This window comes from Verrucomicrobium sp. BvORR106 (genome assembly GCF_000739655.1).
Taxonomy (GTDB): Bacteria; Verrucomicrobiota; Verrucomicrobiia; order Verrucomicrobiales; family Verrucomicrobiaceae; genus Verrucomicrobium.
In genome coordinates this window covers 1-24,634 of the sequence record NZ_BATR01000024.1, presented here as the reverse complement: position 1 = coordinate 24,634, position 24,634 = coordinate 1, and the positions used below count along the sequence as shown (strand labels likewise).

The window sequence follows — 24,634 nt, the reverse complement described above, 5'->3', positions numbered from 1 at the left end:
CCCAAGCTTCCCAGGTATAGGTTATTTTGAGAACTGTCAGACCGCCACAATTCCTTCGGAGTAGCAACCTTCCAACGTTGGGCTTGTAACCCGTCCTCTTCGAGGAAGAACTTCGACTGAGCGTCTTAGGGGTGAGCTGCCATGAATTCCACCAGCAGATGCGGTGTGCCAAAGCAGATCGCGGCTGCATAGATGGCATCAAACCAGACAACGGACAACACGGCCCCGAGAAAGATGAGACCACAGATGGGCGTGGCGAGCAGTCGCAGACCCCAGCCGGTGTCCGGTGCCTTGATGGATTGCCAGAGGCTGCTTGCATCGCCCGTGCTGGGGAAGGCATGCATGCCGATGGAGATGCCGAGCCAGCCCAGCAGCATTTCGATGAGGCCAGGCTCCACTTTGCCAGCGGCTCCCAGACCGACGGGGAAGGCGATGGCTATCGCGAGAAGAGTATTGACCAGAAACGGGGCGACCGAAATGAAGAAGTGCTTCCACGGGCCGGAGGGGCGTGCGTGAATCACATACCCAGAGGGGTTCTCCATCTGGAAGTACTTCACATCCAGCACCGGCGTGTCCGTCAGGCGGCATGCCAGCTGGTGGGCGGCCTCATGCACGACCACACCAGGAAAAGTCAGGGCGGCGATGATCGGGGCGGGAATAAAGATCATGGGTGAGAGAAGGCTGTAGGAGGGTTAGTTCTGCAACGTGCGGTTGGAGGTTGCATTCTTGGCCTCCCTTTTCAGAGCGAACTCCAGAGCATCGCCAACCTGATTGGCCTTGTCCATCTGGTGCTGGGACACTCTGCGACCTTCGAGGGTGTTCATCGTCTCAATGGCTTCGCGCAGGTGATGGCTTTTCACGCAGGCCTCTGCAAAGCGCAGCTGCATGTCCGTGTCATCGCGATGATTGATGGCGAGGGGTTTGTATGAGGCGTAGGCCGCATCCCAATCATTGCTCTGTGCGTATTGACCCGCTCCGGCGTAACTCATAGCTGCCTGCCATTTTTGCGGGATCTGCACGAGCGCAGCCGCGAGCAGGGCGATGACGACTGTAGCGCAGACCTTCACCCATACGGGGAAGGGAAAACGGACCATGGCATAACGGCACGGCTCGCAGACCGGCAGAGGCGTGCGGTCGCTCAATTGGGGGTTGCCGCAATTGGCGCAGACCGCCGGGTCGGTTTGATCAGCAGGAGGAAGAGGGGGTGGGGCATCCATGGATCCAGATTGTGGCCGCCATGCTGCTTCATGGCGCAACGGAGGCAAGTGGAAAAACAAGGCGGTGCAGTTGTGTCAGGAACGCGTTCATGTCATGGATGGAGTCTCCGTATGAAAGTGCCCCCTTTCCTCAAGCCCGTCCTTCTTGCCGGACTGGTGGTGCTGACGGGCTATGGCGTCTGGCAGGGGAGTCGGGCTCCCAAGGATGATGCCTCGCCGGACCTTCCGGCAACTGCCCAAGAGTCGCTTCATCGGGTCACGCTCAAAGTGCGATCTGTGAATGGCAAGCTGGTCGAGGCTGAGGACCGGACGAAGATCGAGCCGATGCTGCACCGCTACGATCTGCGGTGCCTGCTGGGGGGCGATCTCTCCTTGAAGCCGGGAGACGTCCTCGATGCCCTCGTGTGTCCCCGCCAACCCGGGCGGAGATTTCCCGACGCGGCGCTCACAGCCGCGAAGATCCTGGACTGGAAGGCGGACACCGATCCCGGAGTTTTCCGGTACATGGAAGACGAGACCGATCCCCGGTTCGACTATCACATCTTGTTCTGGCGCAAGCAGGAAAAGCTGATGGAGGATATCCCGGCGATCGGCCGGTTGTTCGAAGAGGAGTAGAGTGACTCAGACCGATTCAACTCGGATCAATGAGACCATGCGCTGAGCGCAGCCTTTCCAGCGTCATCGAAGCTATGTCCTTTATGGACGATCTTCCCGGAACCATCGATCACCACGTAGGTGGGATTGCCCCGCACATCGTAGTCAAAGTTGGCCATGGAATCCTCGGCCTTCAAGGCCACCGGGAAGGTGTACGTGGGGTGTTGGGCCAGGAACTCCTCCACCTCCTGCTTCGGGTAGGAGCCGGTCAACGCGACGATCTCGATGCCCTTGTCACGGTGTTTCTGCCAGAACTCCTGCACCTTGGGAAAGGCGGCCAGGCAGGGGCTGCATTGTAATCCCCAGAAGTCCAGGATGCGCACCTTCCCCTGGCCATGAGGCGGCAGGGGCTCGCAGTTCACCCACGTCGAGACCTTTACTGGAACGGCGGGCCGGCCGATTAGATTCACTGGATCCACAGGTCGGACTCTCTCCTCAGGCCTGCTGGCCGGGAGGGTGATGGTGACATCCTTCATCCCAGTTTTGAGCCGGACCTCCTGCTCCAACATTTCTCCATTGGCATCCGGTGCTTGAGTTCTTACCGTGAACCATCCTGACACCAGACCTCCCAATTTGAACTTCCCATCCCCGTCGGTGATGGTCTTCCGGCCGCGATCGTAGGAATCTACTTCCACCCTTGCCATCGGAGTGCCTGAGGCATTCACCACCGTGCCGCTCACCTCGCCGCTTGCCTCGGGAAGCACCAGTTTGACCCGACGACCATCATTGGTGACCCATTGTCCCGTCTCAGTGGAGAATGTGTCCGTCTCCAATTTTGTGCTGAGATGGACCAGGCCTGAAGAAAGTCCTTCGATCCGGAACTTGCCATTCCCATCCGTCAGACCTTTCAGATCCCCGGGCTGATCATCCCCGTCTGCATAGACCCAGAGACCCTTGACGGGCTGGCCATGGGAATCCAGAACGACGCCAGAAATCGACTGGGTTGCTTTTTTCAGAACGAACTTCAACTCCAGGTCTGTTCCTCTCTTGATGGTCTTGTCACGTAGACTGCCACTACCATATCCATTGGCATTGCAATAGAAGCTGGCCTCCTCGCGATCCCAAAATCTGGGAAACTCAAACCGGCCTGTGGCATCGCTTTTGACTGATCGGATCACCGGCGCAGAACGACTCACGGGTTCTGGGAGAAACCAGCCAATGACCGCTCCTTCCAGAGGGGCACCCTTTTCATCTACAACTGTTCCCGACACCTTGCTCCATCCCTTTTCACGAATCTGAAGAGTGATGGTCTGCCCAGGCGCCACCGGGATGATGGGAGACATCGCCTTGCCATGATAGGCGATCACTGCATCTGAGCTGGAATCCTTCCGGCGGATGAGCATGAACTCGCCCGACTTGTCCGTTGTCGTTTCCGACGGATACGGCAGGTCATCATACCCCTTCATGATGACTCGTGCGTTTTCGACAGGGTTGCCGCTTTCGTCGATCACCGTACCCATCACCCGGTCGTCGGGTTTCGTACGGACGAGCTGAAAGGTGACGGATTTGTTTTCTCCGGCCGCAAGATCGACCAGTTGGATATCGCCCGGACCCGGCGGACGATATTCGGGCGCTGGATGCCGCTGGTTCCGATATCCCACTTTGTGTTTTCCCGCGGGGAGCCGGAACTTCAACGGTGACTCGATTTCCTGACCCGTTTCAGCATCCACCACCTTTGCGACGATGTGCGCCGCCTCCGTGACCACCAGATCCCCGATGTCGGTCGTCTTGCCCGCCTGCACCACGATGTCTTCCTTGTCCGCGCCGATCCAGCGGTCAAAGTGTGGCGGTTGCGTGTCGAAGTGGAGATGGTAGGTGGAGGGGGGAACCTGGTGGATGACAAACTCACCTTTGTTGTTTGAGCGAACCTCATCACCATGGGCGGTGATGTAGGGGCTGACCGCCTCGATGATGGAGGCGATGCTCTGTCCGGCAGGCTGGCCATCTGGCAGAAGGACCCTGCCACGGATGGATCCTGGCTCCGTCAGCCGGATGGTTGTTTCCTTGGCATCAGCGCGGACTGCCGTGCTAACAAGGAGGGTGTACCGTCCCGAAAACTGGGCCCAACGCTTGTCTCCTTGGCGCAACCACAATCTCGCATCCTTGGGCAACTGGGGGATGACGCATTTGCCCAAGGCATCGGTGCGGGTCTGCCAAAGGTTTCCCGGCAGGCGACCCACTTCTCCCGTGAGAGGGGGCCGGGGATTCGCCGGGTCAGCAGGGAGGGCCAATCCCCCCACCCAAACTTCGAGTCCCGCAGCAGGTGCGCCCTCCGGCGTCAGGATGGTGGCCCTCAACTCCGAGGTAGGCTGAAGCTGGACGCGGACCTTCCCGGGAGCTGGCATGGGAGGCTGATGGTAGATATTGCCCAGACCAATCCCTTCGGCTCCGCCATCCACCGTCACCATGCCGTAGAAGAGATTCCAATGGGGCGGGGGCGAGTAGGTGGCATGAAACCGGCCTCCAGCATCGGTGGCGCCTTGGGCGACCGTCGCATCCTTCAGGAGATAATCCCGGGAAGGAGCGCTGCTCACATAAACCTTGGCGTTACTGACAGGCGCACCCGTGGCAGACACCACTTCGCAGTCAATCGGCACCGTCCAGGGTTGCGAGGGGGCAGGAGGGGCGGCAGGCAGCGCAGCCGACGACAGCCACGACCACAAAAAGACCAGATGTGCGAAGGGGGTTTTCACACGCGACATCCCAACATGTTTTTGCGGACCCGGCAATGGAAACCGCCGAGGGAACCGGGAGACGGGAGCCATGAGCAACTGGCGGCCCACGCGAGCCGCCAGCTCACAGATGCCATCACAAGAACATGCCGCCAGAGACTTCGACTCGTTGCGCATTGACCCAGCGTCCTTCCTCAGAGCAGAGGAAGGAGATGACGCCGCCGATGTCATCGGGCACGCCGACGCGGCCGAGGGCGGTCTGGGAGGCGAGGAAATCACGCAGGCCGGGATGGCTGAGGGCGTCTTTGGTGAAGTCAGTCTCGATGGCACCGGGAGCCACAGTATTGGCGTTGATGCGGCGTGGCCCCAGCTCCTTGGCCAGATAGCGGGTGAAGACCTCGATGGCCCCTTTCATGGAGGCGTAGGCGGCATATCCGGGAATGGAGAAGCGAGCCAGGCCGGTGGAGGTGTTGACGATGCGGCCGCCATCAGCAATGAGCGGGAGCAGTTTCTGCGTGAGGAAGAACACGCCCTTGAAGTGCACATTCATGAGATCGTCAAAGTCGGTCTCCGTTGTCTCGGCGAAGGGCGAGGCGCGATCAATGCCGGCGTTGTTGATGAGGAAGTCGAAGTCCTTCCGCTGCCAGATTTCCTGGAGCACTGCCTCCAGGGATTGGCGGAAGGCGTCGAACCCGGCGGTCTTCGCCACGTCGATCTGCAGGAGGGCCGCCTTCCGGCCGAGGGCCTCGATCTCGGCTTTTACGGCTTCACCCTCCGCCTTGCCCTGGCGGTAGGTGAGGATGACGTCTGCGCCGTCTGAGGCGAGTTTGAGGGCGGTGTTGCGGCCCAGGCCCCGGCTGCCGCCGGTGATGAGGGCGATCTTTTGGGTGTGTTTCATACGCCCCATCAGTATCCCCAACCGGCGCCCCTCACCATACCTGGAACTCCGGGAGATTTGCCTGATCCTCCGATGGGAGGGGCGGGCAGCGTATTTTGATTGGAGCCTCACCGGGCCTGCCCCATCTTGTCGCCGTCGTTCTTCTGTTCTGTATGATCGATCTTTCCGTTCCGCGTCCGAACCCGCGTCTCGTCGACCTCCTGTCAGACCTGGCAGCAGGGCAGGGGTTCAGTGATTCCCGGTTGCCGGAGGTGAAGTTCATGCGCTCCACCCAGCATGTGCCGAACAGCCCCATCGTCTATGACCCCAGCATCGTGATCATCGCCCAGGGCCGCAAGACCGGCACCTTTGACGGGCGGAAGATCATTTACGATCCCAACCACTACCTCGTGCTGGCAGTGCCGCTGCCCTTTGAGTGTGAGACGGAGGGAAGTCTGGGAGAGCCGCTGCTTGGAGTCTCGATCGAGGTGAAGCCCGCGATGGTGGCCGAACTGCTTCTGCAAATGACCTCCATCAGGGATGAAGGTCTGGAGCCCCATGCCATTGACTCCGCCAGTCTCGACGAGTCACTCAGTGAGGCCACGGTGCGTCTGCTGGAGAGCTTGCGAACGGAGGATGATGCCCGCATCTTGGGCCTCCAGCGCGTGCGTGAGGTGGTGTACCGGGTGTTGCAGGGGCCTTTGGGACACAGTCTGCGATCGCTTTCCGCCCCAGACAGTCACTTTGGCCAGATCAGCCGCGTGTTGAACCGCCTGCATGTCGATTACACCCAAAACCACGATGTCGCCCTCCTGGCGCAGGAGGCGGGCATGAGTGTCTCCACCTTCCATGCCCACTTCAAGGCGGTGACCTCCTCTTCACCGTTGCAGTACTTGAAGAACATCCGTCTGCACAAGGCCCGGCAGCTCATGGTGCATGAAGGGGCCAACGCAGGAATGGCCGCCCTTCAGGTGGGCTATGAGAGCGCCTCCCAGTTCAGCCGGGAATTCAAACGCCTCTTTGGCGAAGGCCCCGCTGCCGAGGCGGACCGGCTGAGGAAAGCGCTGGTCCGCCTGGCTTGAATCGAGTGCTATAACCTACGGTTCCGGGGTGACCGCCCGCAGCCTGAAGAAGGCAGTGGGAGGCTGCCCCAAGGCGGGGTTAAGTGTGACCTTCCAGCGCGAGGTACCGGCGGCCAGGTCCCGGGAAAGCTCTTGGGTCACCAGTCCGTTGGTGGTCCAAGAGTCTGCTCGCAGGTTCTGAGACCATTCGGCGATGAGGGAAAGGCCGTCCAATTGCGTGCGGGCCGTGAAGGTCAGGCTGGCACCAGTTCCTGACGACTGCAGGTTCAGGACGGAACCCAGGTTGTCATTCGCATTGGGTGAGGTGCCGAGGACATACTCCACCAGATTGCCGAGGTTGTCATGGTCAGGGTCGGCATCGTAAGCCCACACGCCTTCATTTGCAGAATAGAGGAAATTATTCTGCCCGAACTCCGTCATCTGCCAGGAGGCCAGGGTGGACGGGGCGACGACGGTGAGATCCACCGGGATTTGCAGGGCGGGTCTCGCGGGATCGTTGGTGGCGAGGGCCAGGGTGACGCGATAGTTGCCCGGCGTCAGCGACCCGGTGTTGATGCTCAGGTCCACGGGCTGCTGCTGGCCAGGCTGCACGGTACCATTGTAGGTCAGGGGCTGGACCCAGGTCTCGGGAGTCTTGACCAGACTGCGCCAGGCGTTGACGCGGCCCTCGCTGGCCACCTTGCCCACCAGGCCGGGAAGGGCGTCAACAGATTGCAACAGGGCGTTTTTCACCTGCACACCGGGGTAGCTGCGGTTCTCGCTCATGATGAGCGCCGCCACCCCCGCCACATGGGGAGCAGCCATGGAGGTTCCGTTCATGACGGCGTAACCTGTGGGCGGATAGCAGCTCAGAATGTCGCTCCCTGGCGCTGCCACATCGGCAAAGGTGGCGCCGTAGTTGGAGAAGTAGGAGAGGTATCCGGACTGTGTGACAGATGCCACCGAGACAATGCCTGGCACGGCGTATCCGGCCGGATACTGCGGCGAGATGTCACCATTGCGGGCATCGTTGCCGGCGGCCGCCACAAACAACCCGCTGTTGTACGTGCAGAAGTTGCTGATGCTGGACTGGAGGAAGGTCGAGGACCCGCCGCCGCCCCAACTGGCGTTGATCACGCGGGCACCACGCAGGCGGGCATAGTCCACGGCTTCGATGGCGTCTGAGGTGTAGCCGGAGCCGTTTGGCCCAAGGAACTGCACGGCCAGAACCTTCGAGTTCCAGGCGACTCCTGCGATGCCGGTGGCGTTATTGCCTCGCGCCGCGATGGTGCCCGCCACATGGGTGCCGTGGCCGTTCAGGTCGTTGGGATCTGCATCATTGGCAAAGAAGTCCCAGCCATGCACATCATCGATGTAGCCGTTTCGGTCGTCGTCGACGCCATTGCCTGGCGTTTCACGTGAATTGACGGTCATGTTCGAGGTGAGGTCCGGGTGGGTCCTGGCTACTCCCGTGTCGATGACCGCGATCACCAAATCAGTTGCGCCGGTGTTCTCCGTCCATGCCGCCTGGGCATTGATGCCACCTGATGATCCACTCTTCAGATTCCAGAGCGAGGCCAGCTGCGGATCGTTGAGGGTGATGCCAGTTGGTGGGTTCTCCACCTCCGGGTTGAGACGAATGATGGTCCAGTCCAGTGGGGCGGAGCCAGTGTTGCGAATGTTGAACTGTTGTGTGCCCGTGGTGTTTTGCATCATGCGGGCGTAGAGGCTCGCCGGACTCAGCTCGATCTTGGGCGTTTGCTGCACTTGCCCCTGGAGTGGGATGGATACGGCGGGCCGGTTGGGATCATTGGTATTGAAGGTAAGGCTGCTGGTCGCAGACGCCAGCGAGCTGGGCGTGTACTTGACGTTCACATTAAATGACTGTCCCGGAAGCAGTTGTGAGGGCAGCGTTCCTTCCAGTTTGAACTGGGGGTTCGCGATGGCGGCGTTGGTCAGGGTGAGGTTCGAGCCCCCCTCATTGCGCAGGGCGACAAGACGGGTGGAGGAGGAGCCCAGAGGCAGCGTGCCGTAGTTCAAACCGTCTACGGGATACCAGGTGAGCCGGGGTGCTGAACCCACTCCACCGATGTCGAAGGCCTGAATGACGACGTTGTCGATGGCCATCCCGCCCGGCTGCCCCGCGTCTGTGACGCTAAAGCGGATGTCCGCCACGTCGATCAGGCTGAAAACGATGGTGCCGATGACCGGGGTGCCACCATTCACTTGCAGGGTCACTCTCTGGCTGGCCAGATCCACCTCAAGCATCACGTGATTGACGGCGGTGATGTCCAGGGATGTGGCTGCCAGGGAACCGCCCATCATGGTGATGCTGGGCACGAGGTCGAAGCGCAGGAAGTTGGTGACTCCGTCAAAGAAGATGGCGAATGGTTCAGGTTCGGTGGCGGTGACATCAAATTCCAGCCGGTAGCGCTTCGCATTCAATGCGAGGTCGAACCGGGGCTGGCAGTAGTTCGTGTAGCCCCCGCCGCCCACCATCTCGAGCGGGCGGTTCGACAGTCCACCGAAGTTTTGTCTGACGACGGGCAGGCCAAAGTTCAGGCTGGTAGGGGCCTTGCGCCCGCCCACCTCGCTTGGGCTCCCCACCTGGTGAGGGGCTTCATCCCAGCCCGCCACATAGACTACCGGAAGATCCGGCACAGCCGGCGGCGGTGCTTCCTGGCCCTCCAGAGTCACCTTGAGGTTGTCCGTCATGAAAGGGGCATTGTTGAAGGTGAGCTTCACCAGGGACTGGAAGTTCGAGGGAAAAACGAAAGTCTGAAAGTCCTTCTTGGCGCCGGTGCCGTCGATGATGCCGTCCGTCGTGAAGGAGGTGGTGACCGTTCCTCCTCCCGCCTTCTCGCCGACGACCTGAAGGGTGTGCATGTTGGGGAACACGGTGCTGTACTCCGACAGGTCCACCTGATGGGGGGTGAAGGGAAGGCCGTCTTTGTGTTGCAGGACCAGCGACGACTCGCTGAAGAGGGTGCGCACGTAGTAGCCCCCGTTGTCGGGGTAACCGGTGGATTCCGCATTCTGCACATACACGGACTCGTCGGTCGAGGGGCGTGAGACCTTGAACCCCTGGATGTGGACATAGGGCCGGTAGGTGCCTTTGCCGCCGTCGAAGTTGAGCACCCTTTCCGCCCCGGAGTTTGAGGCATTGACGTCGTCAAGCACGGAGGCGGGCCGGACCGTGCCGTTCAGGGCTTGCGTTTCGCCCTCCTCCCACCAGGACTGACGGTCCAGATCGAGGAACCGGCGCTGTTTCTCCACCCAGACCAGCTGGCGGGCGGGTTCAAGGACTTCGTGCGTGAACACCAGATAGTCCGGCTCCGCGGTGGCGATCTGCTGCACGGCTTCATCGACACCCGTCAGCGTTGGCTTCTTGATCCCCACCACATGGATGTTTGATCCCCGCAGGGAGCGCAGCACTTCATAACCCAGGGCAGCCATGCGCTGCTGGAAGGCGTCCAGGCTTTCGCCTGCGGTGCTTGCGGCCAGCACGTGACTCGCGGCAAAGGCCTTTTCAGTCACCAGCTTGTCTGGTGCCGGGCTTGATCCGGAGTACTCCTGGCGCAGCACGACCATGGGGTGTTTTCCGTTTGTCTCGATCAATGAATCCACCTGGGTGGAGTCCGGGGCGCTGCCTTTGACCACGCGGGTCTCCAACACGCGTTTGGCCCCCAGGCGGCGCACCGTGTCGGTTGTGAAAGTGGGTCCCGCAGCACCCGCGATGGCGCTGGAGTCAGCGGGGTTCTCCCTGGCGGCCTCAGACTTTGTAGGGCCGGATGTCTGTGGAGCTGCGGCTGACGGACCGGTGGCCTCCCTCCTCGCCAAGTTGGCCGCGGTGGCTGCCGATTCATGCCCGGGTTTGGGCGAAGTGGGGGTAGGCGTTCCCTTCTGCGGGGACCGCAAGGTGACAACCAGTGTCATGAGGGCCAGTGGCGCCACGATGACCAACCAGATGACTGTCTTGAACCGACGGTCGGGAATTTGGGGGTTCATGGATTAAAGATGTCTGGGGTCTGGCATTGATTGATCCATGGAGTTGACGATTAGTCAAGGCTTCCTTCCCAAGGTGTCATGGGCCAAATTCTGCCGCCAAACCCCTCCCTCCCAAGGGGTTGCGCATGCGATTGTCAGGGATCTGCTTGTACGGAGCCATTATTTTTGCCATAGTTTCGGCGTATGTGGCAGGCGGTGCGAGGTTCCACGTGGAGAAACTCTTTGGGTTCCGGGTCCAGAGGCCGGGGCAATGGCCCGGTCCGGTCCGCGTCGTGCTGTCTCGCCGCAGTGTTTTCTGTGCTCTCATTGTTCTGTTCCCCTGATCTATGAACTGGTTCACCAATCTCAAGACGCGTGCCAAACTCCTGCTCGCCTTCGGTTCCATCCTCATCCTGCTGGTGCTGGTGGTAGTGGTGGCCTATCAGGCGCTCAAGACCGTGCAGCTCGACTATAATGTAGCGGCGGATGTGGCGCGGCTGGACAGCAACATCAACGCCCAGCGCGGGTCCCTGTTGTCCATGATGCACGAGACCGATCGTGCCGCACAGGATGCCGAGCTCGCCGCGCTGAAGGCGCGCAAGGAGCTGAACTCCCAGCTCATCGCGGCGCTGAAGGAGGAGGTGCGCGGCAATCCTGAACTGCTGTCGCGGATCAATGAATGGGTCACGCAGCGGGACGAGTACAACAAGATCCGTGATGAACAGGTGATCCCGGCCATCTTCGCCGGGAAGGTGGAAGAGGCACGCGTGCTGGTGACGGGGACGCAATCAGACCGCTACGACCGCATGCGCAACCTCGGTGAAGAGGTCTCCAATCTGGCCCGGAGCGATGCTGACTCCCGGGTGAACAGCGCGCTGCTCATGGTCATCACTCTGGGGATCATCGCGGTGCTGGTGGGGCTGGTGCTCGCCGTGGCGCTGAACCGCCTCATTGCCATCCCGCTGGGTAACATCTCCCGTGCTGCCGAGCAGATCGCCCTGGGTGATCTGGATGTGGTCACCGCCATGCCGGGCCGCACCGATGAGGTGGGGACGCTGGGGGCATCCTTCGACCGCATGACGACCTCCCTCCAGGTAATGGCGCGTGGGGCCGAGCAGGTGGCTTCAGGAAATCTCACCGTGGCCATCAGGCCGCAGTCTGCCAAGGATGTGGTGGGCAATGCCCTCGCCACCATGGTGCAGCAGCTCTCCGCCCTTATTGGCCAGGTCCAGAAGTCCGGCATCCAGGTCACCACCTCCGGCACAGAGATCGCCGCCACCGCCCGCCAGCAGCAGGCCACGGCCAGTGAGATCTCCTCCACCACCACGGAGATCGGCGCGACGGCGAAGGAGATCTCTGCCACGGCCAAGGAACTGGTGAAGGCCATGAAGTCTGTGACGGAGACGGCCGAGGAAACTGCCACCCTGGCTGCCAGCGGCCAGACCGGCCTCACCCGCATGGAGGCCACCATGACGCAGATCATGGAGGCGTCCGGCTCCATCAATGCCCGCCTGGCGGTGCTCAGTGAGAAGGCCGGGAACATCAACAAGGTCGTCACCACCATCACGAAGGTGGCAGACCAGACCAACCTCCTTTCCCTGAACGCCGCCATTGAGGCGGAGAAGGCTGGCGAGTACGGCCGCGGCTTTGCCGTGGTGGCCACAGAGATCCGCCGTCTGGCGGACCAGACCGCCGTGGCGACGTCGGACATCGAGCAGATGGTCAAGGAGATGCAGTCCGCCGTGTCTGCCGGGGTCATGGGCATGGACCGCTTCTCTGAAGAAGTGCGCCGCGGTGCGGAGGTGGTGGATCAGGTGGGCACCCAGCTTACGGAGATCATTGAGAAGGTGCAGACGCTCACGCCCAGCTTCGAGACGGTGAACGAGGGCATGCAGTCCCAGTCCCTGGGCGCGCAGCAGATCAGCGAGGCGCTGGTGCAACTGGGCGAGGCGGCGCAGCAGACCGTGGAGTCCCTCACGCAGTCAAACCTGGCCATCCAGCAGCTCACCGATGTCACGTCCGCGCTGCAGAGCGGGGTATCCCGGTTCAAGGTGTCCAGCTAGGCAATCGTGGGAGGTCTGGTCATGTTGCTTCTTGTCTTCCAACTGGGTCAGCACCGCTTCGCGCTGGACACGCGCCAGGTGGCGGAGGTGCTGCCCCTGGTGCAGCACCGGCCCCTGCCGCAGGCTCCGGCCGGAGTGGCCGGTGTCTTTGCCTACCATGGTCGGCCGGTGCCGCTCATCGATCTGGCGGCCATCGCCCTGGGGGAGCCCTCCCAGCAGCGCATGAGCACCCGCATCATCCTGGTGAACTATGCGGATGGGGCAGAGACCCACCTGTTGGGTCTCCTGGCGGAAAAGACCACTGAGACCCTCCGCCGTACGGAGGCGGACTTTGCCGAGACGGGCGTGAGGCTTGACTCCGCCCCTTATCTCGGGCCCGTGACGCATGACGCCCGTGGGATGATCCAGCGGGTGGAGGTGTCCGCCCTGCTCTCTGAGGAAGTCCGTGCCGTGCTCTTCCGGCAACCGCTTGAGGTCTCGTAATGCCCCACAGCCACAACCACATCACGAATCTGCTTAAGGAGTCGATCGGAGTGGATTCCGCCACGATGGGGAAGTCCGTGGTGACGAATGCCGTGCGCCAGCGCATGGCGGCCTGTGGGTTGCAGGAAACAGACGCCTACTGGAATGTCCTGCGTCGTTCGGATGAGGAGCTGGCCCAGTTGGTGGAGCTGGTGGTGGTGCCGGAGACTTGGTTTTTCCGTGATGGAGAAGCCTTTGCCGCGCTGGTGCAGCACGTGAGGCAGGAGTGGGGGGCCGCCCATCCCACCGGGCGGCTGCGCGTGCTCAGCGCTCCATGTTCCACCGGGGAGGAGCCCTATACTATCGCCATGGCGCTGCTGGATGCCGGGCTGCCGGCCATGCGGTTCAAGATTGATGCCATCGACATCAGCGAGCGGGCTCTGGCCCAGGCGCGCCGGGCCGTGTATGGCCGCAATTCCTTCCGCGGCAGTGACGTCAGTTTCCGCGAACGGTACTTCCGGGAGGAGAAGGGGCTGCACCGTCTCACCCCGCTGGTGCGCGAGTGTGTGGACTTCCGCCAGGCCAATCTGGTGTCTGATGACCTGCTTGCGGGCACCGGCAGCTATGACGCCATCTTCTGCCGGAACGTGCTCATCTACTTCGACGCGCCTACGCAGGAGCGGGTGATCCGGGCGCTGGACCGGCTGCTGGCCCCTCACGGCCTCCTCTTTGTCGGTCCGGCGGAGACCTTCCTGACCCGCAGCGTTGGCTACACCTCGGTGGACTTCCCCTCCGCGTTCGCCTGCCGTCGCTCGGCCAGAAAGAGCGGGGCGCATGCTCCCGGGGCCGCTGCCACTGCGGCCCCCGCCTTCCGTCCCTTCACCTCGCCGACTACGACCCGGACGGAGCCCAAGAAGCCGGTCCCTGCCAAGGCGGCGAAACCCGTCCCCGCCAAGAAGCTGGCTCCTGCACCCGCAATCGTATCGGCCCCGGCCGCTGCGTCGTCAACTTCATCAGCTGCCGCCTCCGCGCTCGCCGCCATCACCCGGCTCGCGGATGCCGGCCACCTCGCGGAGGCGGTCACTGCTTGTGAGCGCCATCTGCATGATCACGGCCCCTCGGTGGAGGCGTACTACCTGCTGGCGCTCATCCGCGACATGCTGGGCAATCCGGTGGAGGCGGCCAAATGCTACCGCAAAGTGTTGTACCTCGATCCCAACCATTCCGAAGCCCTGCTGCACCTCGCGTTGCTGGCAGAGAACCAGGGCGACCTGGCAGAGGCCCGCCGCCTGCAACAGCGTGCCCGTCGCAGTGAGGAGGTGGCCCGATGACTCAATCCCAATCTCCATCCCAACCAGACACCCCCGTCCCGGGCAGGGACAATGGCGGCGCCTCGGGAGCCCTCTTCCTGCTGGACCGTGCCCCGCCGGAGGACTACCTGCGTGAGTGGACGGAGCGGATCGCCAGTGAAAAACGGGCGGCCGATGTCGGCACCACCTCTGCCTTGATCTTCCGCATCGGCGTGGAGTGGCTCGCCCTGCCTACGCAGATCTTCCAGCAGGTGGCAGACCAGTGCCCGGTGCACAGCCTGCCGCATCGCATGGACGGGATCGTCCGTGGGGTGGTGAACATCCGCGGGGAGCTGCTGGTGTGCGTGTCCCTGGGCTCGGTTCTAGGGATTGACAAAGAACCCGCCACTGTGCGGGAGGGCGGCCGCCGGGTTTATCCCCGGTTGCTGGTGGCCAATCGCAGCGGCAACCGTCTCGCCTTCCCTGTGGACGAGGTGCTGGGGGTGCACCGCTACCATCCCGGGATCCTGCGCCCCGTGCCGACCACCCTGGCGGAGAGCCGTGTTTCCTATACCCAGGGTCTGCTCCCATGGCGGGATCGCACCGTGGGCTGCCTGGATGACGAGCTGCTCTTCTACACCCTCAACCGGAGTCTTTCATGAGCGCAACTGACGGTGGCGACCTGGGCGACTTCTCTCTGGCGGATCTCTTCCGCATGGAGGTGGAGACGCAGACGGTGGTGATGACGGAGCACCTCCTGGCGCTCGAACGTGAGCCGGAGGTCGCCCGCCACTACGAGGAGCTCATGCGCAGCGCGCACTCCCTGAAGGGGGCGGCGGGCATCGTGGACAACAGGGCCGCGGCGCGCATCGCCCACAGCATGGAGGACTGCTTCGTGGCGGCGCAGCATGGCCACATTACCCTGCCGCAGGAGCGCATCGATCTGCTGCTGGACGGCGTGGACCTGCTCTCCCGCCTGTCCAAGGTGGCGGAGGAGGACCTGGAGAGGTGGCAGACCACCCATCATCGGGAGATTGAGGCCTTCCTGGACTCCCTCGCCAGCTCCATCGCGGAGCCGGCGGGCACGGTGGTGCCTGCGACGCAAGCCCCGGCATCCACGTCCGTTGTTTTATCGCCTCCCGTTGAACCGACTGCGACTGAGCCTGAACCTGCAGAGCCGGCCGATGTTGCAGAGGCCCGGAGCGCGGTTCAAGGAAATGCCATGCCCGGCGCCACACGCGGGGCGGATGCGGCCGCGCGCTCCCTGCGGGTGACGGCGGACAACCTGAACCGCCTGCTCGCATTCGCCGGGGAGTCGGTGGTGGCCTCACGCTGGGTGAACACGTTCGCCAGCGATCTGCTGCGGATGAAACAACTGCAGAACTCCATCAGCCAGTCGATCACCAACCTGCGTGAGACGCTGGCCGGTGCCGGCATGGATGAGCGGGTGCAGGCCCAGTGCATGGAGCTGCAGCGCCGCACTGGCGACTACCTGGACCTGATGACCGGCCAGATCACAGATCTGGACCTGTTTGACCGCCGCTTTTACAACCTCTCCAAGCGCCTCTACCAGGAGGTGCTGGACTGCCGCATGCGCCCCTTCTCAGACGGGGTGCAGGGCTTCCCCCGGCTGGTGCGGGATGCCGCCCGCTCGCTGGGCAAGGAGGTGCGGCTGGACATTGTGGGTGGCTCTACGCCGGTGGACCGTGAGGTGCTGGAGCGCGTGGAGGCCCCGCTGGGCCACCTCCTGCGCAATGCGGTGGACCACGCCATCGAGCTGCCGGCGGACCGGCTCCAGGCTGGGAAACCCGCCCTGAGCACCATCCGCCTGGAGGCCCGTCACAGCGCCGGTATGCTCATGATCGAGGTCACCGACGACGGCCGCGGCATTGATCTGGAGATGATCCGCTCCGCCGTGGTGCGGAAGAACCTCACCACCGCTGCATTGGCTGCGGAAATGACGGACGCGGAGTTGCTGGAGTTCCTCTTTCTGCCGGGCTTCAGCATGAAGGACACCGTCACCCAGCTCTCTGGCCGCGGGGTCGGCCTGGATGTGGTGCAGACCATGGCCAAGGAGGTGGGCGGGGGAGCTCGCATTTCATCGAACCTCGGCCGGGGCACGCAGTTCCAGCTGCAGCTGCCGCTCACGCTCTCCGTGCTGCGCACACTGATCGTGGAGGTGGGTGGGGAGACTTACGCCTTCCCGCTGGCCCGCATCGCGGGTGCCTTGAAGGTGCCGCGGGATCAGATCGAGTCCGTGGAGGGGCGCGAGCACTTCCGCTTTGGTGATCAGCAGGTGGGCCTGGTCACGGCGCACCAAGTGTTGGGCGTGCCGGACGCGCCTGCAGCAGAGGCAGAGGTGCCTGTGCTGGTGCTGGGGGACAAGAACAGCCGCTACGGCGTGGTCATGGACCGCTTCCTGAACGAGCGGGAACTGGTGGTGCTGCCCCTGGATCCGCGCCTAGGCAAGATCAAGGACATCAGTGCTGCGGCCCTCATGCCGGACCAGTCGCCCGTCCTCATTGTGGACGTGGATGACATGGTCCGTTCCATCGAGCTCCTCGTCTCAGGCGGCCGTCTCGCCCACGTGTCTCGTGGCGATGCCGCACAGGGGCGGAAGTCCCGCAAGCGGGTGCTTGTGGTGGATGACTCTCTCACGGTGCGTGAACTGGTGCGCAAACTCATCAGCAGCAAGGGGTATGTCGTCGAGGTCGCCGTGGATGGCATGGACGGCTGGAACGCCGTGCGCACGGGCAACTACGATCTGGTGGTGACGGATGTGGACATGCCCCGCATGGATGGCATCGAACTGGTGAACCACATCAAGAAAGACACCCGCCTCCACTCTCTGCCTGTGATGATTGTTTCCTATAAAGACCGCGAGGAGGATCGTCAGCGCGGCCTGGAGGCCGGGGCGGACTACTACCTCACGAAGGGCAGCTTCCACGATGAGACGCTGCTGCGTGCGCTACAAGATTTGATCGGGGAGGCTGGAGCATGAGGATCGCTATTATCAACGACATGGCCATGGCGGTGGAGGCCGTCTCACGGGTGCTCACCAAGTCCGGGGAGCACCAGGTGGCCTGGATCGCCCGAGATGGGGCGGAGGGCGTGCGCCGCTGTGGCGAGGACCGCCCGGACCTTATCCTCATGGATATCTTCATGCCCGTGATGGACGGCGTGGAGGCCACCCGGCAGATCATGGTGCAGTCGCCGTGTCCCATCCTCATCGTCACCGCCAGTGTGGAGAGCCACACTTCGAAGGTGTTTGAGGCTCTCGGCGCCGGCGCCCTGGATGTGGTCACCACCCCGGTCCTCGGCCCGGATGGCCGGGGGGATGGGGGACCGGCGCTCCTGGCGAAGATCGGCGTGCTTAGCCGCCTCATCACCGGTCGGGCACCCCGCACCCACGCCACCCCGCCCCCGGACTCACCCGCGATGGCCGTGGCGCAGAACCGTCTGGTCGTCATTGGGGCTTCTGCGGGCGGTCCTGCCGCCCTGGCCGAGGTGCTGGGCAATCTGCCGCCGAATTTCTCCGCGTCCCTCATCATCGTGCAGCATGTGGACGCCCAGTTTGCCAGCCTTATGGCCAAGTGGCTGCACGGCCAGTCCCGCATCCCCGTGCGCTTGGCTGAGGATGGCGACCACCCGGAACCCGGCGTGGCCCTCCTGGCCGGTACGAATGACCACCTCGTCTTCGACGGCCCCCGCCTGCTCTGCTACCACTCTGAGCCGCGCAACTGTTCTTATCGCCCCTCTGTGGACGTGTTTTTTGAGAGCGTGGTCCGTCACTGGAAAGGCGAGATCGCCGCCGCTCTGCTCACCGGCATGGGCCGGGATGGAGCCAAGGGACTAAAGGCCCTGCGCGACCACGGCGCATTCACCGTTGCGCAGGATCAGGCCAGCTGCATTGTCTATGGCATGCCCAAGGCTGCGGTGGCGCTCGGCGCTGCTGTAGAGGTCCTCCCTCTGGACCAGATCGGTCCGCGCCTGTCCCGGCATTTCCCCCAAGTCAAAATTCCCTCCCTCGCATGATGAGTACCGAAGCCCGCCCGCCTGAAAGTCCTGATACGCCCCCTTCCTCCGCCACCATCAAGGTGCTGCTGGTGGATGATCAGCGCATCATTGGGGAGGTGGTGCGCCGCATGTTCCTGGATCAGCCGGACATCACCTTTCACTACTGTGCAGATGGCACCCAGGCCGTGGCCAGGGTTCAGGAAATTAGGCCGGATGTCATCCTCCAGGACCTCGTCCTGCCGGAGATCGATGGCGTCGAACTCGTGCGCCAGTACCGCGCCCAGGAGAGCTCCCGCACCACCCCGGTGATCGTCCTCTCCGCCGCAGAAGATACCGCCACCCGCACCCGCGCCGCAGAGGCCGGGGCCAATGAGTTCATGGTCAAGCCCCCGCCCAAGGCCGCCCTCATCGAACGCATCCGGGCATTGATTGGATCGGCGTAAGGTCGAGGTTTCAGCGAGTTCCTGCAGCGTCGCTTCTGGCGTAGCCCGGAGGTGCCGTCCGGGTCAGACCGAAGTTGATCCCAGAATGGGATCTGTAGCACAGCCCAAGGTTGGACGAGCCCTAAGCGAGTCAACCTTGGGTACTTTCCATAGAGGGTGCTCAGGTGGGGAGGCCGATAAGATCCGCTTTTTCTCCCATCGTCTTCAACGCCTCCACATCGTTCGAATGCGATGTGGCAGGAATGTTTGGTTGCCCCTCGCGAGACCACCCGCTGACTGACGTTCCCGGCAAGATGCCGGAAACAGCACGCAAGATGCGTGCGCTCCCCAGGTCCTTGGCAGGCGCCCGTTTTTTCGGTGCGCGGCGTTGCAGCGCAACCTATCGTCATCACCCACGGCATTTTCAATCGAAGCTCTTCCTCGAAGAGGATGCGGCTACAAGCCCAACGTTGGCGAGCTTCCAGCGAGTCTACGTTGGGTCAGGGTCGTGAGAACTCTACTCCGCAGGAGTTGTGGCGGCCCAGTTGAAGGATTTCAGGAGCTAACATTAGCGCGGCTTCTGACACTCATGGCACATCCCTCACCTCTCCGTCCGGCATCTCACCGTCAACGTCCCGCCTCCCGGCCTCCGCCTTCTCCCCAGAAAAATTTTCATACACCTCCCTGTAACCCTCTCGCCCATCCGACAAGAGTATGAGGCAGAAAGAAAAGCCATCCCGTCAGTGTCAGAGATAGAAAGCCAGTCATCGCCATGAACGCCACCAGTCATTCCGTCCACAACCTGGGTCAGACCCTGCTTCATCGTACCGGCGCCACCGATGGCACCCTCGGTGAGCGGGACAAGATCGTGCTCGGCAAGCACGGCTTCCGTGCCAGCCGCCAGGGATCCGGCCGTGATGCTATCCGCAGCATCAAGCACTTTTTCACCGGAGCCACTGGGGCCACGAAGAATGCCAAAGCCTGGAGGGCGGCGGCGGAAGCGCTCGATCTCAATCCCAAAAGCGCCCGCCTGAAAAGCTACATCGAAGGCGGGAAAGAGCTCACCATGCACCGCCTCCAGAAGGTGCTGGTCAATCCTGGCAAGGCCAAGAAGTTCCAGGAAGACTTCGGGATGGACACCATCACGGACAAGGTGAAGAGCACCCTCCAAAACAAGTTTGGTGAGACAAATCCCACGGAGCTCGAGACTTACGAAGGCACGCTCAAGCCGGAAAAGGTCAACAACGGTGTCTATGTGAAGAACAGCGTGGGCGACGGTTCCTTTGCCGAGTTTCACCGCATGGAGTACGGCATGAATCCTCCTGACCCCCGGAACGAGAAAGTGCACCTCTCCGTGCACCCGGACGACGTGGGCAAGGCTTATGATGTGCTGGCCCCCATTCTCAACCGGCCCGACTGCCCCATCCATCGGTGGAAGGTGGTGGACATCAACGAGGCTCGCATTGAGATCATCAAACTGACTGACCAGTTGAACACGGAGACGGATCCGGCGAAGCGGCAGGAACTGAACCGCAAGTTGAACGATGCCGAACGGTTGCACGAAGGTGCCCATTTCACCCTCTACGCCATGCCCGGGCAGGATGGCCCGGAGATGGCCGCGGTGCTCCGGGAGATGGAAGACGCCCTCCGGCAGGCCGGCATTCGCACCAGCGATCGCCCGGAATCAGATGAACCACTTCCGAACATGGAGTACTCCAGCTTCCGCATCGGATCGCGGACCTACCAGCCCGGTGAGGAAGGATACGAAGTTGCACTGCGCAGCATGGGCCCCAGTGGCGTGCGTGGTGAGCCGGCCACAAAACGTGTGGATCCCTTCGACCCCGACTACGCCCAGTTCAAGGCCACCTTCACGGACAATCCCTTCTTCCAGTCCCTTCAGTAAGACCACCTCAGCTGACTCCTGAAGCCCATGCCGTTCATTCAGCGGCATGGGTTTTGGATCTCCCTCCGCACCCCTTAGTCCGTTACTTGTATGACCGCCATCTCCGACGACTTCAAATACCTGCTCGCCGCCCTGGCAGAGCAGACCGGCCTGGACGAGCTTGGGCTCGATGAAAACGGGGCTTGCGCCCTGCAGTTCGATGACCGCATCACCGTGTATCTGGTGGAACTCGAGAAGGAAGCAGCGATTCGTCTGGTGAGCGACCTGGGAACTCCCAGTCCCGATGTGGAAGGTGCCGCTTTCCAGCGTTGTCTGCTGGAGGCCAACTGGGTCGGTACCGGTACCCACGGAGCCACTCTCAGCCTTGAACCCGAGACCGGCAATGTGTGCCTGTGGCGGCAGGCTTCCCTGGCCGCCCTCAATCCCGTGAGCTTCACGGATCTGGTCGGTCAGTTCGTGGACACCGCCGAAGCCTGGACCGCTCTGATCCAGGGGGAAGCTCTGCCCAACACCGCGGACAGTGTTTCCACTCTCGGGCATCCGATGGGGATTCCGGCCTGAGGATGAGAGATCATCTCAAGCGGCGGACAACCTCACCTGCTCTGAACTCAGGTCTTGCGTCTTGCGTCTCCATGTCTTGAGTCTCCCGCTGATGTACAACCCCAAGATGTTCCGCGAGGAGCGCCTCAGCGTGCTCCACGCCCTGATCCGTGAGCACCCTCTGGCCACGCTCATCACGCATGGGGAGCAGGGAATCCAGGCCAATCTCATCCCCTTCGTCTTAGTCGAGGGTGGTGAGCGGAATCAGGGCATTCTCCGCGCCCACCTGGCCCGGGCCAACTCCCAACTGAACGACCTGCGCGCTGGGGCAGAAGCTCTGGTGATCTTCCAAGGGCCCGAGGCCTACATCACGCCGTCGTGGTACGCTTCCAAGGCCGAGCACGGTAAGGTCGTCCCCACGTGGAACTACGCCATGGTCCAGGCTCGCGGATTGCCGCGCGTCATGGATGATCCCGAGTGGATCCGCGATCAACTCGACCTGCTGACCAGCGCCCAGGAACAAGCCCGCGCCGAACCCTGGGCCGTGACCGATGCTCCAGAGCCCTTCATTGCCGCGCAACTCCACGCCATCGTCGGCGTCGAGATCCCCATCTCCCACATTGAGGGCAAATGGAAGGTCAGCCAGAATCGCTCTGAAGCCGATCAGGCCGGCGTCCGAGCCGGGCTGACCAACGAAGGCGGCTGTCCCATGATGGCCGGGTTGATCGGCGGAGTGTCTGAATCCAGAACTGATTCACCCGCCTGATGAGGCTATGTGCCAAGACGACCTCACTCTACCCAGCGCCCCTACTGTGGAAGAACCGTCCCGGTTCTTGTTTCGGTGGCATCATCTGGAGCATGGCTTCCGGCGCGATGCCGAAGGCATCACAGAAGGTAGCCGGGCGGTTGAGGGAGCGTAGCGACCGATACCCCCGGTACCAGCGACAAAACGTTCCATCCTGAAGGGATGGCAGAGCCTTCATCTCACGCAATCTCCAGGCCCCGCTCTGCCCGCGTGGCAATTGACATCGCTGCCGGGACCATGATGTTTGCCCACACCATGTCATCCAGGCTCTGCGGTTTACTGTTGGATCTGCTTGCCAGGGTGAAACAAATTGCATTGGCGTGGCTGTTTGGGGCGGTGGTGACGCTATCCGCGGGCTTTGATGTTCACAGTTGGCGGGACTTTCAGAAAGCCGGGTTGATCTGGCTGTGGGGCCTGTTGTATCCCTTGCTGGTGGGAGCGGCGTGCGCAGGCTTGTTCGTCGCCAGTGCCAGGACCGTTGGTTATCTGCTTGATCTCAAGCGTCGTCATGATGTGGATCTGGGTGTCCCGACCGATCGTCCAGCTTCCGCTTCATCGACCGTGTGCACAGTGCTATCAGTTGTAAGCGGCAGTGTCGCAGGCGTTTATCTCTCGAGATACCTGGGTGATGGGGCTTTGAGATTGCTGCTTCTGGTGTTGTGAAAGCAGCGTCAGGGAGACCAGAGACATTCGCCACCGCACCCGCTCGCCTTTCCTCATGAACCCTCTCCTCACCGCTTCCATCACCGGCTTCCTGACGATGACGCTCGGCCTCGGCCTGGAGCTGTTCAAGGTGCAAGGGTTTCACTACGGTTCCGGCTATTCCCATCTCCAGTTCCTGGGCAGCTACTTCTACGCCCTGCACTCGCCGTCCGCAGTGATGGGGTCTGTGACCGTTCTGAACTTCCTCATCGGTGCGATCCCCGGACTATGCCTAGCTGCGCTGTGGAATGACATCCAGAGCAAGAGGCAGCAGTAGCACGATCGCGCCACCTTGAGCCTTGGTGCATGTCATCGCGTGGAATCACATCGCCTCTTTCGATGCCGAAGGCATTACAGAAGGTAGCCGGGTGGTTGAAGGAGCGTAGCGACTGATACCCCCGGTAGATGGGATGAGAAACTCCATCCTGAAGGGATGGCAGCGATGTGCAACCAGGTCCCAGGCACTCCCGTTGCCGGGCTTATGTCCACCCATGCGCCTCACTCGTCATCATCATCTCCATCGTCGGAGATACCCCCTGACTGAAAGCAGGTGAAACACGAGAAGAACCCTGAGAGGGATATGTCGTGAGCGCACAGGCAGTTGAACCAAAGGGTCCGGTGCCATGGAACGCCGCGGCTACAGGGATTGCACTGTTCTATCTTGATTTGGAACTCCCGCATGAACCGTGTAGCCCATCCTTCTCCTGTTTCTCTGGGGTGGTCCTTCTCTGCCCAACGTGCCCCAGAGATCAAAGACCAGACATGACCTGAGCCTGCGTCATTGCCGAGATACATCTTGGGACGTCTGCGTATGGCACCTCGCACAGAGAGAAGCTCCTCGAGGTCCCAGTCTTTTCGGTGCTCGTTTGCAAGAGTCTGACTTTCGGAGCGAACAGCGAGTTGCTGGCGGTACTTGAGATACACATGGAGTGAGTTTGGATCGCCTTCAACCAGCGTTAGAAAGCACAAGGCAGAGCGCGAGGAGCACCATCTTTTCTTCAGCTTGTAGTCTGCCATCAATTGTTTCTCAAAATGAACCAGATCGAAGTCTTCCTCGTCCGTGTCCGCCACGATTTGGTAGCCTGTCAGATAAGCCTGATAGTGATTCATTGCAGCCACCGCCAGATGAGCTTCAGGCTGCTGACAACAACGTTCCAACAGTTGGGTTTGGGTCATAAAATGATTGGCATGTCGCGCGAACCTCGCCTCTGGTCGGCTTATGATCATGCGTCGGGAAAGGGATTGATCTTGCCATGATGCTGCGGGCACAGCATGACCTTGCCCGTCCAACAGACGAAGGCTTGCGATGCGTCAACAAGAGGCTGGATGGCTGCCAGATCCGGTTGAAAAGTTAGGAAATAATCTCCCTGAAATCCGAAGGGGAATGGAGGGCAAATTGAAGTGCTTCAGGATACGAAAAACGACGTCCAACGGCAAGCTTTTTGGAGGTTTTTTGCCGCCTTCTAACTCCGAAAAAGACCCTAAAATCAGGCGGCGTTTTCGATGTGGGTTGCACCCATTTTTCGCATCATTTCCCTGACGCCAACGGCGTCAAACAAAATAGCCCAGGGTAAGGCGAGGCACGAGCCGCCACCCTGGGTATGCCGCAGATGGACCGGAACTCCGAAGTGAGTTCTACAGACCGTGGCAACGTCCCTGAGGTGTCCATCGCATGCAGGACGCTGGTCTGTAGGTGATCTGAACGGTTTATTGAACTCCCTTGGAGTTCCCTCGTCAATTCATCGATGCCCGGGGACACCCTTCGACTGCGGGCGAACCGCCCTTGCAGCAGGCGGGCCGCCTGCGCTCCCCGTCAACCTCGATCCGCGCTTTTGCGTCATTTGCTGGTTGGCCAACCAGCCCGTAGCAGTAACATTCCGCTCGTAAAAAACTGCGCACGCACCATGGAATCCGCCGACCTCATTTCCAATCCAGAAAAACCAACGCTCACGCTGGCCGGGGG

General features: G+C 61.8%; 20 protein-coding genes. 14 read left to right on the top strand and 6 right to left on the bottom strand.

The features are described 5' to 3' along the window. Positions 1 to 125: 125 nt before the first annotated feature. Both BV106_RS04415 and BV106_RS04410 read right to left on the bottom strand, forming a co-directional pair. Positions 126 to 668: a metalloprotease family protein gene (locus BV106_RS04415; RefSeq protein WP_038161062.1), complete on the bottom strand. Its 543-nt coding sequence runs from the start codon at positions 666 to 668 to the stop codon at positions 126 to 128. A gap of 24 nt (positions 669 to 692) precedes the next feature. Next, positions 693 to 1,217: a hypothetical protein gene (locus tag BV106_RS04410; RefSeq protein WP_265595327.1), complete on the bottom strand. Its 525-nt coding sequence runs from the start codon at positions 1,215 to 1,217 to the stop codon at positions 693 to 695. Positions 1,218 to 1,328: 111 nt separating this feature from the next. Between BV106_RS04410 and BV106_RS04405 the strand changes: the two genes are divergently transcribed. Continuing rightward, positions 1,329 to 1,832, top strand: coding sequence for a hypothetical protein (locus tag BV106_RS04405; protein WP_038161056.1), 504 nt, complete (start codon positions 1,329 to 1,331; stop codon positions 1,830 to 1,832). A gap of 26 nt (positions 1,833 to 1,858) precedes the next feature. Here BV106_RS04405 and BV106_RS04400 read toward each other — a convergent pair whose 3' ends face one another. Both BV106_RS04400 and BV106_RS04395 read right to left on the bottom strand, forming a co-directional pair. Beyond that, positions 1,859 to 4,564: a carboxypeptidase regulatory-like domain-containing protein gene (locus BV106_RS04400; RefSeq protein WP_265595326.1), complete on the bottom strand. Its 2,706-nt coding sequence runs from the start codon at positions 4,562 to 4,564 to the stop codon at positions 1,859 to 1,861. Positions 4,565 to 4,679: 115 nt separating this feature from the next. Then, positions 4,680 to 5,441 carry an SDR family oxidoreductase gene (locus BV106_RS04395; protein ID WP_038161050.1) on the bottom strand — a complete coding sequence of 254 codons (762 nt, stop codon included), beginning with the start codon at positions 5,439 to 5,441 and terminating at the stop codon, positions 4,680 to 4,682. Positions 5,442 to 5,593: 152 nt separating this feature from the next. On the opposite strand from BV106_RS04395, the gene BV106_RS04390 reads away from it, so the two are divergent. After that, positions 5,594 to 6,502 (top strand): AraC family transcriptional regulator, encoded by a 909-nt coding sequence (locus tag BV106_RS04390; protein ID WP_038161047.1) that lies wholly within the window; start codon positions 5,594 to 5,596, stop codon positions 6,500 to 6,502. A gap of 15 nt (positions 6,503 to 6,517) precedes the next feature. On the opposite strand, the gene BV106_RS35030 is transcribed toward BV106_RS04390, so the two are convergent. After that, complete coding sequence (locus BV106_RS35030) at positions 6,518 to 10,489, bottom strand: S8 family serine peptidase (RefSeq protein WP_051945049.1); 3,972 nt, start codon at positions 10,487 to 10,489, stop codon at positions 6,518 to 6,520. Positions 10,490 to 10,815: 326 nt separating this feature from the next. On the opposite strand from BV106_RS35030, the gene BV106_RS04380 reads away from it, so the two are divergent. The 12 genes from BV106_RS04380 to BV106_RS04325 all read left to right on the top strand — a co-directional run bounded on the left by BV106_RS04380 (position 10,816) and on the right by BV106_RS04325 (position 22,948). After that, positions 10,816 to 12,531 carry a methyl-accepting chemotaxis protein gene (locus tag BV106_RS04380; protein ID WP_038161044.1) on the top strand — a complete coding sequence of 572 codons (1,716 nt, stop codon included), beginning with the start codon at positions 10,816 to 10,818 and terminating at the stop codon, positions 12,529 to 12,531. Positions 12,532 to 12,552: 21 nt separating this feature from the next. Then, positions 12,553 to 13,014: a chemotaxis protein CheW gene (locus tag BV106_RS04375; RefSeq protein WP_038161071.1), complete on the top strand. Its 462-nt coding sequence runs from the start codon at positions 12,553 to 12,555 to the stop codon at positions 13,012 to 13,014. Then, complete coding sequence (locus tag BV106_RS04370; protein ID WP_038161042.1) at positions 13,014 to 14,324, top strand: CheR family methyltransferase; 1,311 nt, start codon at positions 13,014 to 13,016, stop codon at positions 14,322 to 14,324. Before BV106_RS04375 ends, BV106_RS04370 begins: the two co-directional genes overlap by 1 nt. Beyond that, on the top strand, positions 14,321 to 14,944 hold the full coding sequence (locus BV106_RS04365) for a chemotaxis protein CheW (RefSeq protein ID WP_051945044.1): 624 nt from the start codon (positions 14,321 to 14,323) through the stop codon (positions 14,942 to 14,944). Before BV106_RS04370 ends, BV106_RS04365 begins: the two co-directional genes overlap by 4 nt. After that, a complete protein-coding gene (locus BV106_RS04360; protein WP_038161040.1) occupies positions 14,941 to 17,283 on the top strand; it encodes a hybrid sensor histidine kinase/response regulator in 2,343 nt (780 codons plus the stop codon). The genes BV106_RS04365 and BV106_RS04360 overlap by 4 nt, the downstream gene beginning before the upstream one ends. Beyond that, entirely contained in the window at positions 17,280 to 18,317 is a 1,038-nt protein-coding gene (locus BV106_RS04355) for a chemotaxis response regulator protein-glutamate methylesterase (protein ID WP_038161039.1), read from the top strand. The genes BV106_RS04360 and BV106_RS04355 overlap by 4 nt, the downstream gene beginning before the upstream one ends. After that, positions 18,314 to 18,742, top strand: coding sequence for a response regulator (locus tag BV106_RS04350; protein WP_081891512.1), 429 nt, complete (start codon positions 18,314 to 18,316; stop codon positions 18,740 to 18,742). Before BV106_RS04355 ends, BV106_RS04350 begins: the two co-directional genes overlap by 4 nt. 751 nt (positions 18,743 to 19,493) lie before the next feature. Then, the gene (locus tag BV106_RS04345; protein ID WP_038161036.1) at positions 19,494 to 20,624 is read left to right on the top strand and encodes a hypothetical protein; all 1,131 of its coding nucleotides are present in this window, start codon (positions 19,494 to 19,496) and stop codon (positions 20,622 to 20,624) included. A gap of 90 nt (positions 20,625 to 20,714) precedes the next feature. After that, entirely contained in the window at positions 20,715 to 21,185 is a 471-nt protein-coding gene (locus tag BV106_RS04340; protein ID WP_038161033.1) for a type III secretion system chaperone, read from the top strand. A gap of 91 nt (positions 21,186 to 21,276) precedes the next feature. Further along, positions 21,277 to 21,930 (top strand): FMN-binding negative transcriptional regulator, encoded by a 654-nt coding sequence (locus BV106_RS04335; RefSeq protein ID WP_038161030.1) that lies wholly within the window; start codon positions 21,277 to 21,279, stop codon positions 21,928 to 21,930. Between the two features lie 249 nt (positions 21,931 to 22,179). Then, positions 22,180 to 22,632, top strand: a complete 453-nt coding sequence (locus tag BV106_RS04330) for a hypothetical protein (RefSeq protein ID WP_038161028.1) — start codon at positions 22,180 to 22,182, stop codon at positions 22,630 to 22,632. Positions 22,633 to 22,687: 55 nt separating this feature from the next. Then, complete coding sequence (locus tag BV106_RS04325; RefSeq protein ID WP_038161025.1) at positions 22,688 to 22,948, top strand: hypothetical protein; 261 nt, start codon at positions 22,688 to 22,690, stop codon at positions 22,946 to 22,948. A gap of 221 nt (positions 22,949 to 23,169) precedes the next feature. Here BV106_RS04325 and BV106_RS04320 read toward each other — a convergent pair whose 3' ends face one another. Beyond that, positions 23,170 to 23,847, bottom strand: a complete 678-nt coding sequence (locus BV106_RS04320) for a hypothetical protein (RefSeq protein ID WP_265595324.1) — start codon at positions 23,845 to 23,847, stop codon at positions 23,170 to 23,172. Between the last annotated feature and the right edge of the window lie 787 nt (positions 23,848 to 24,634).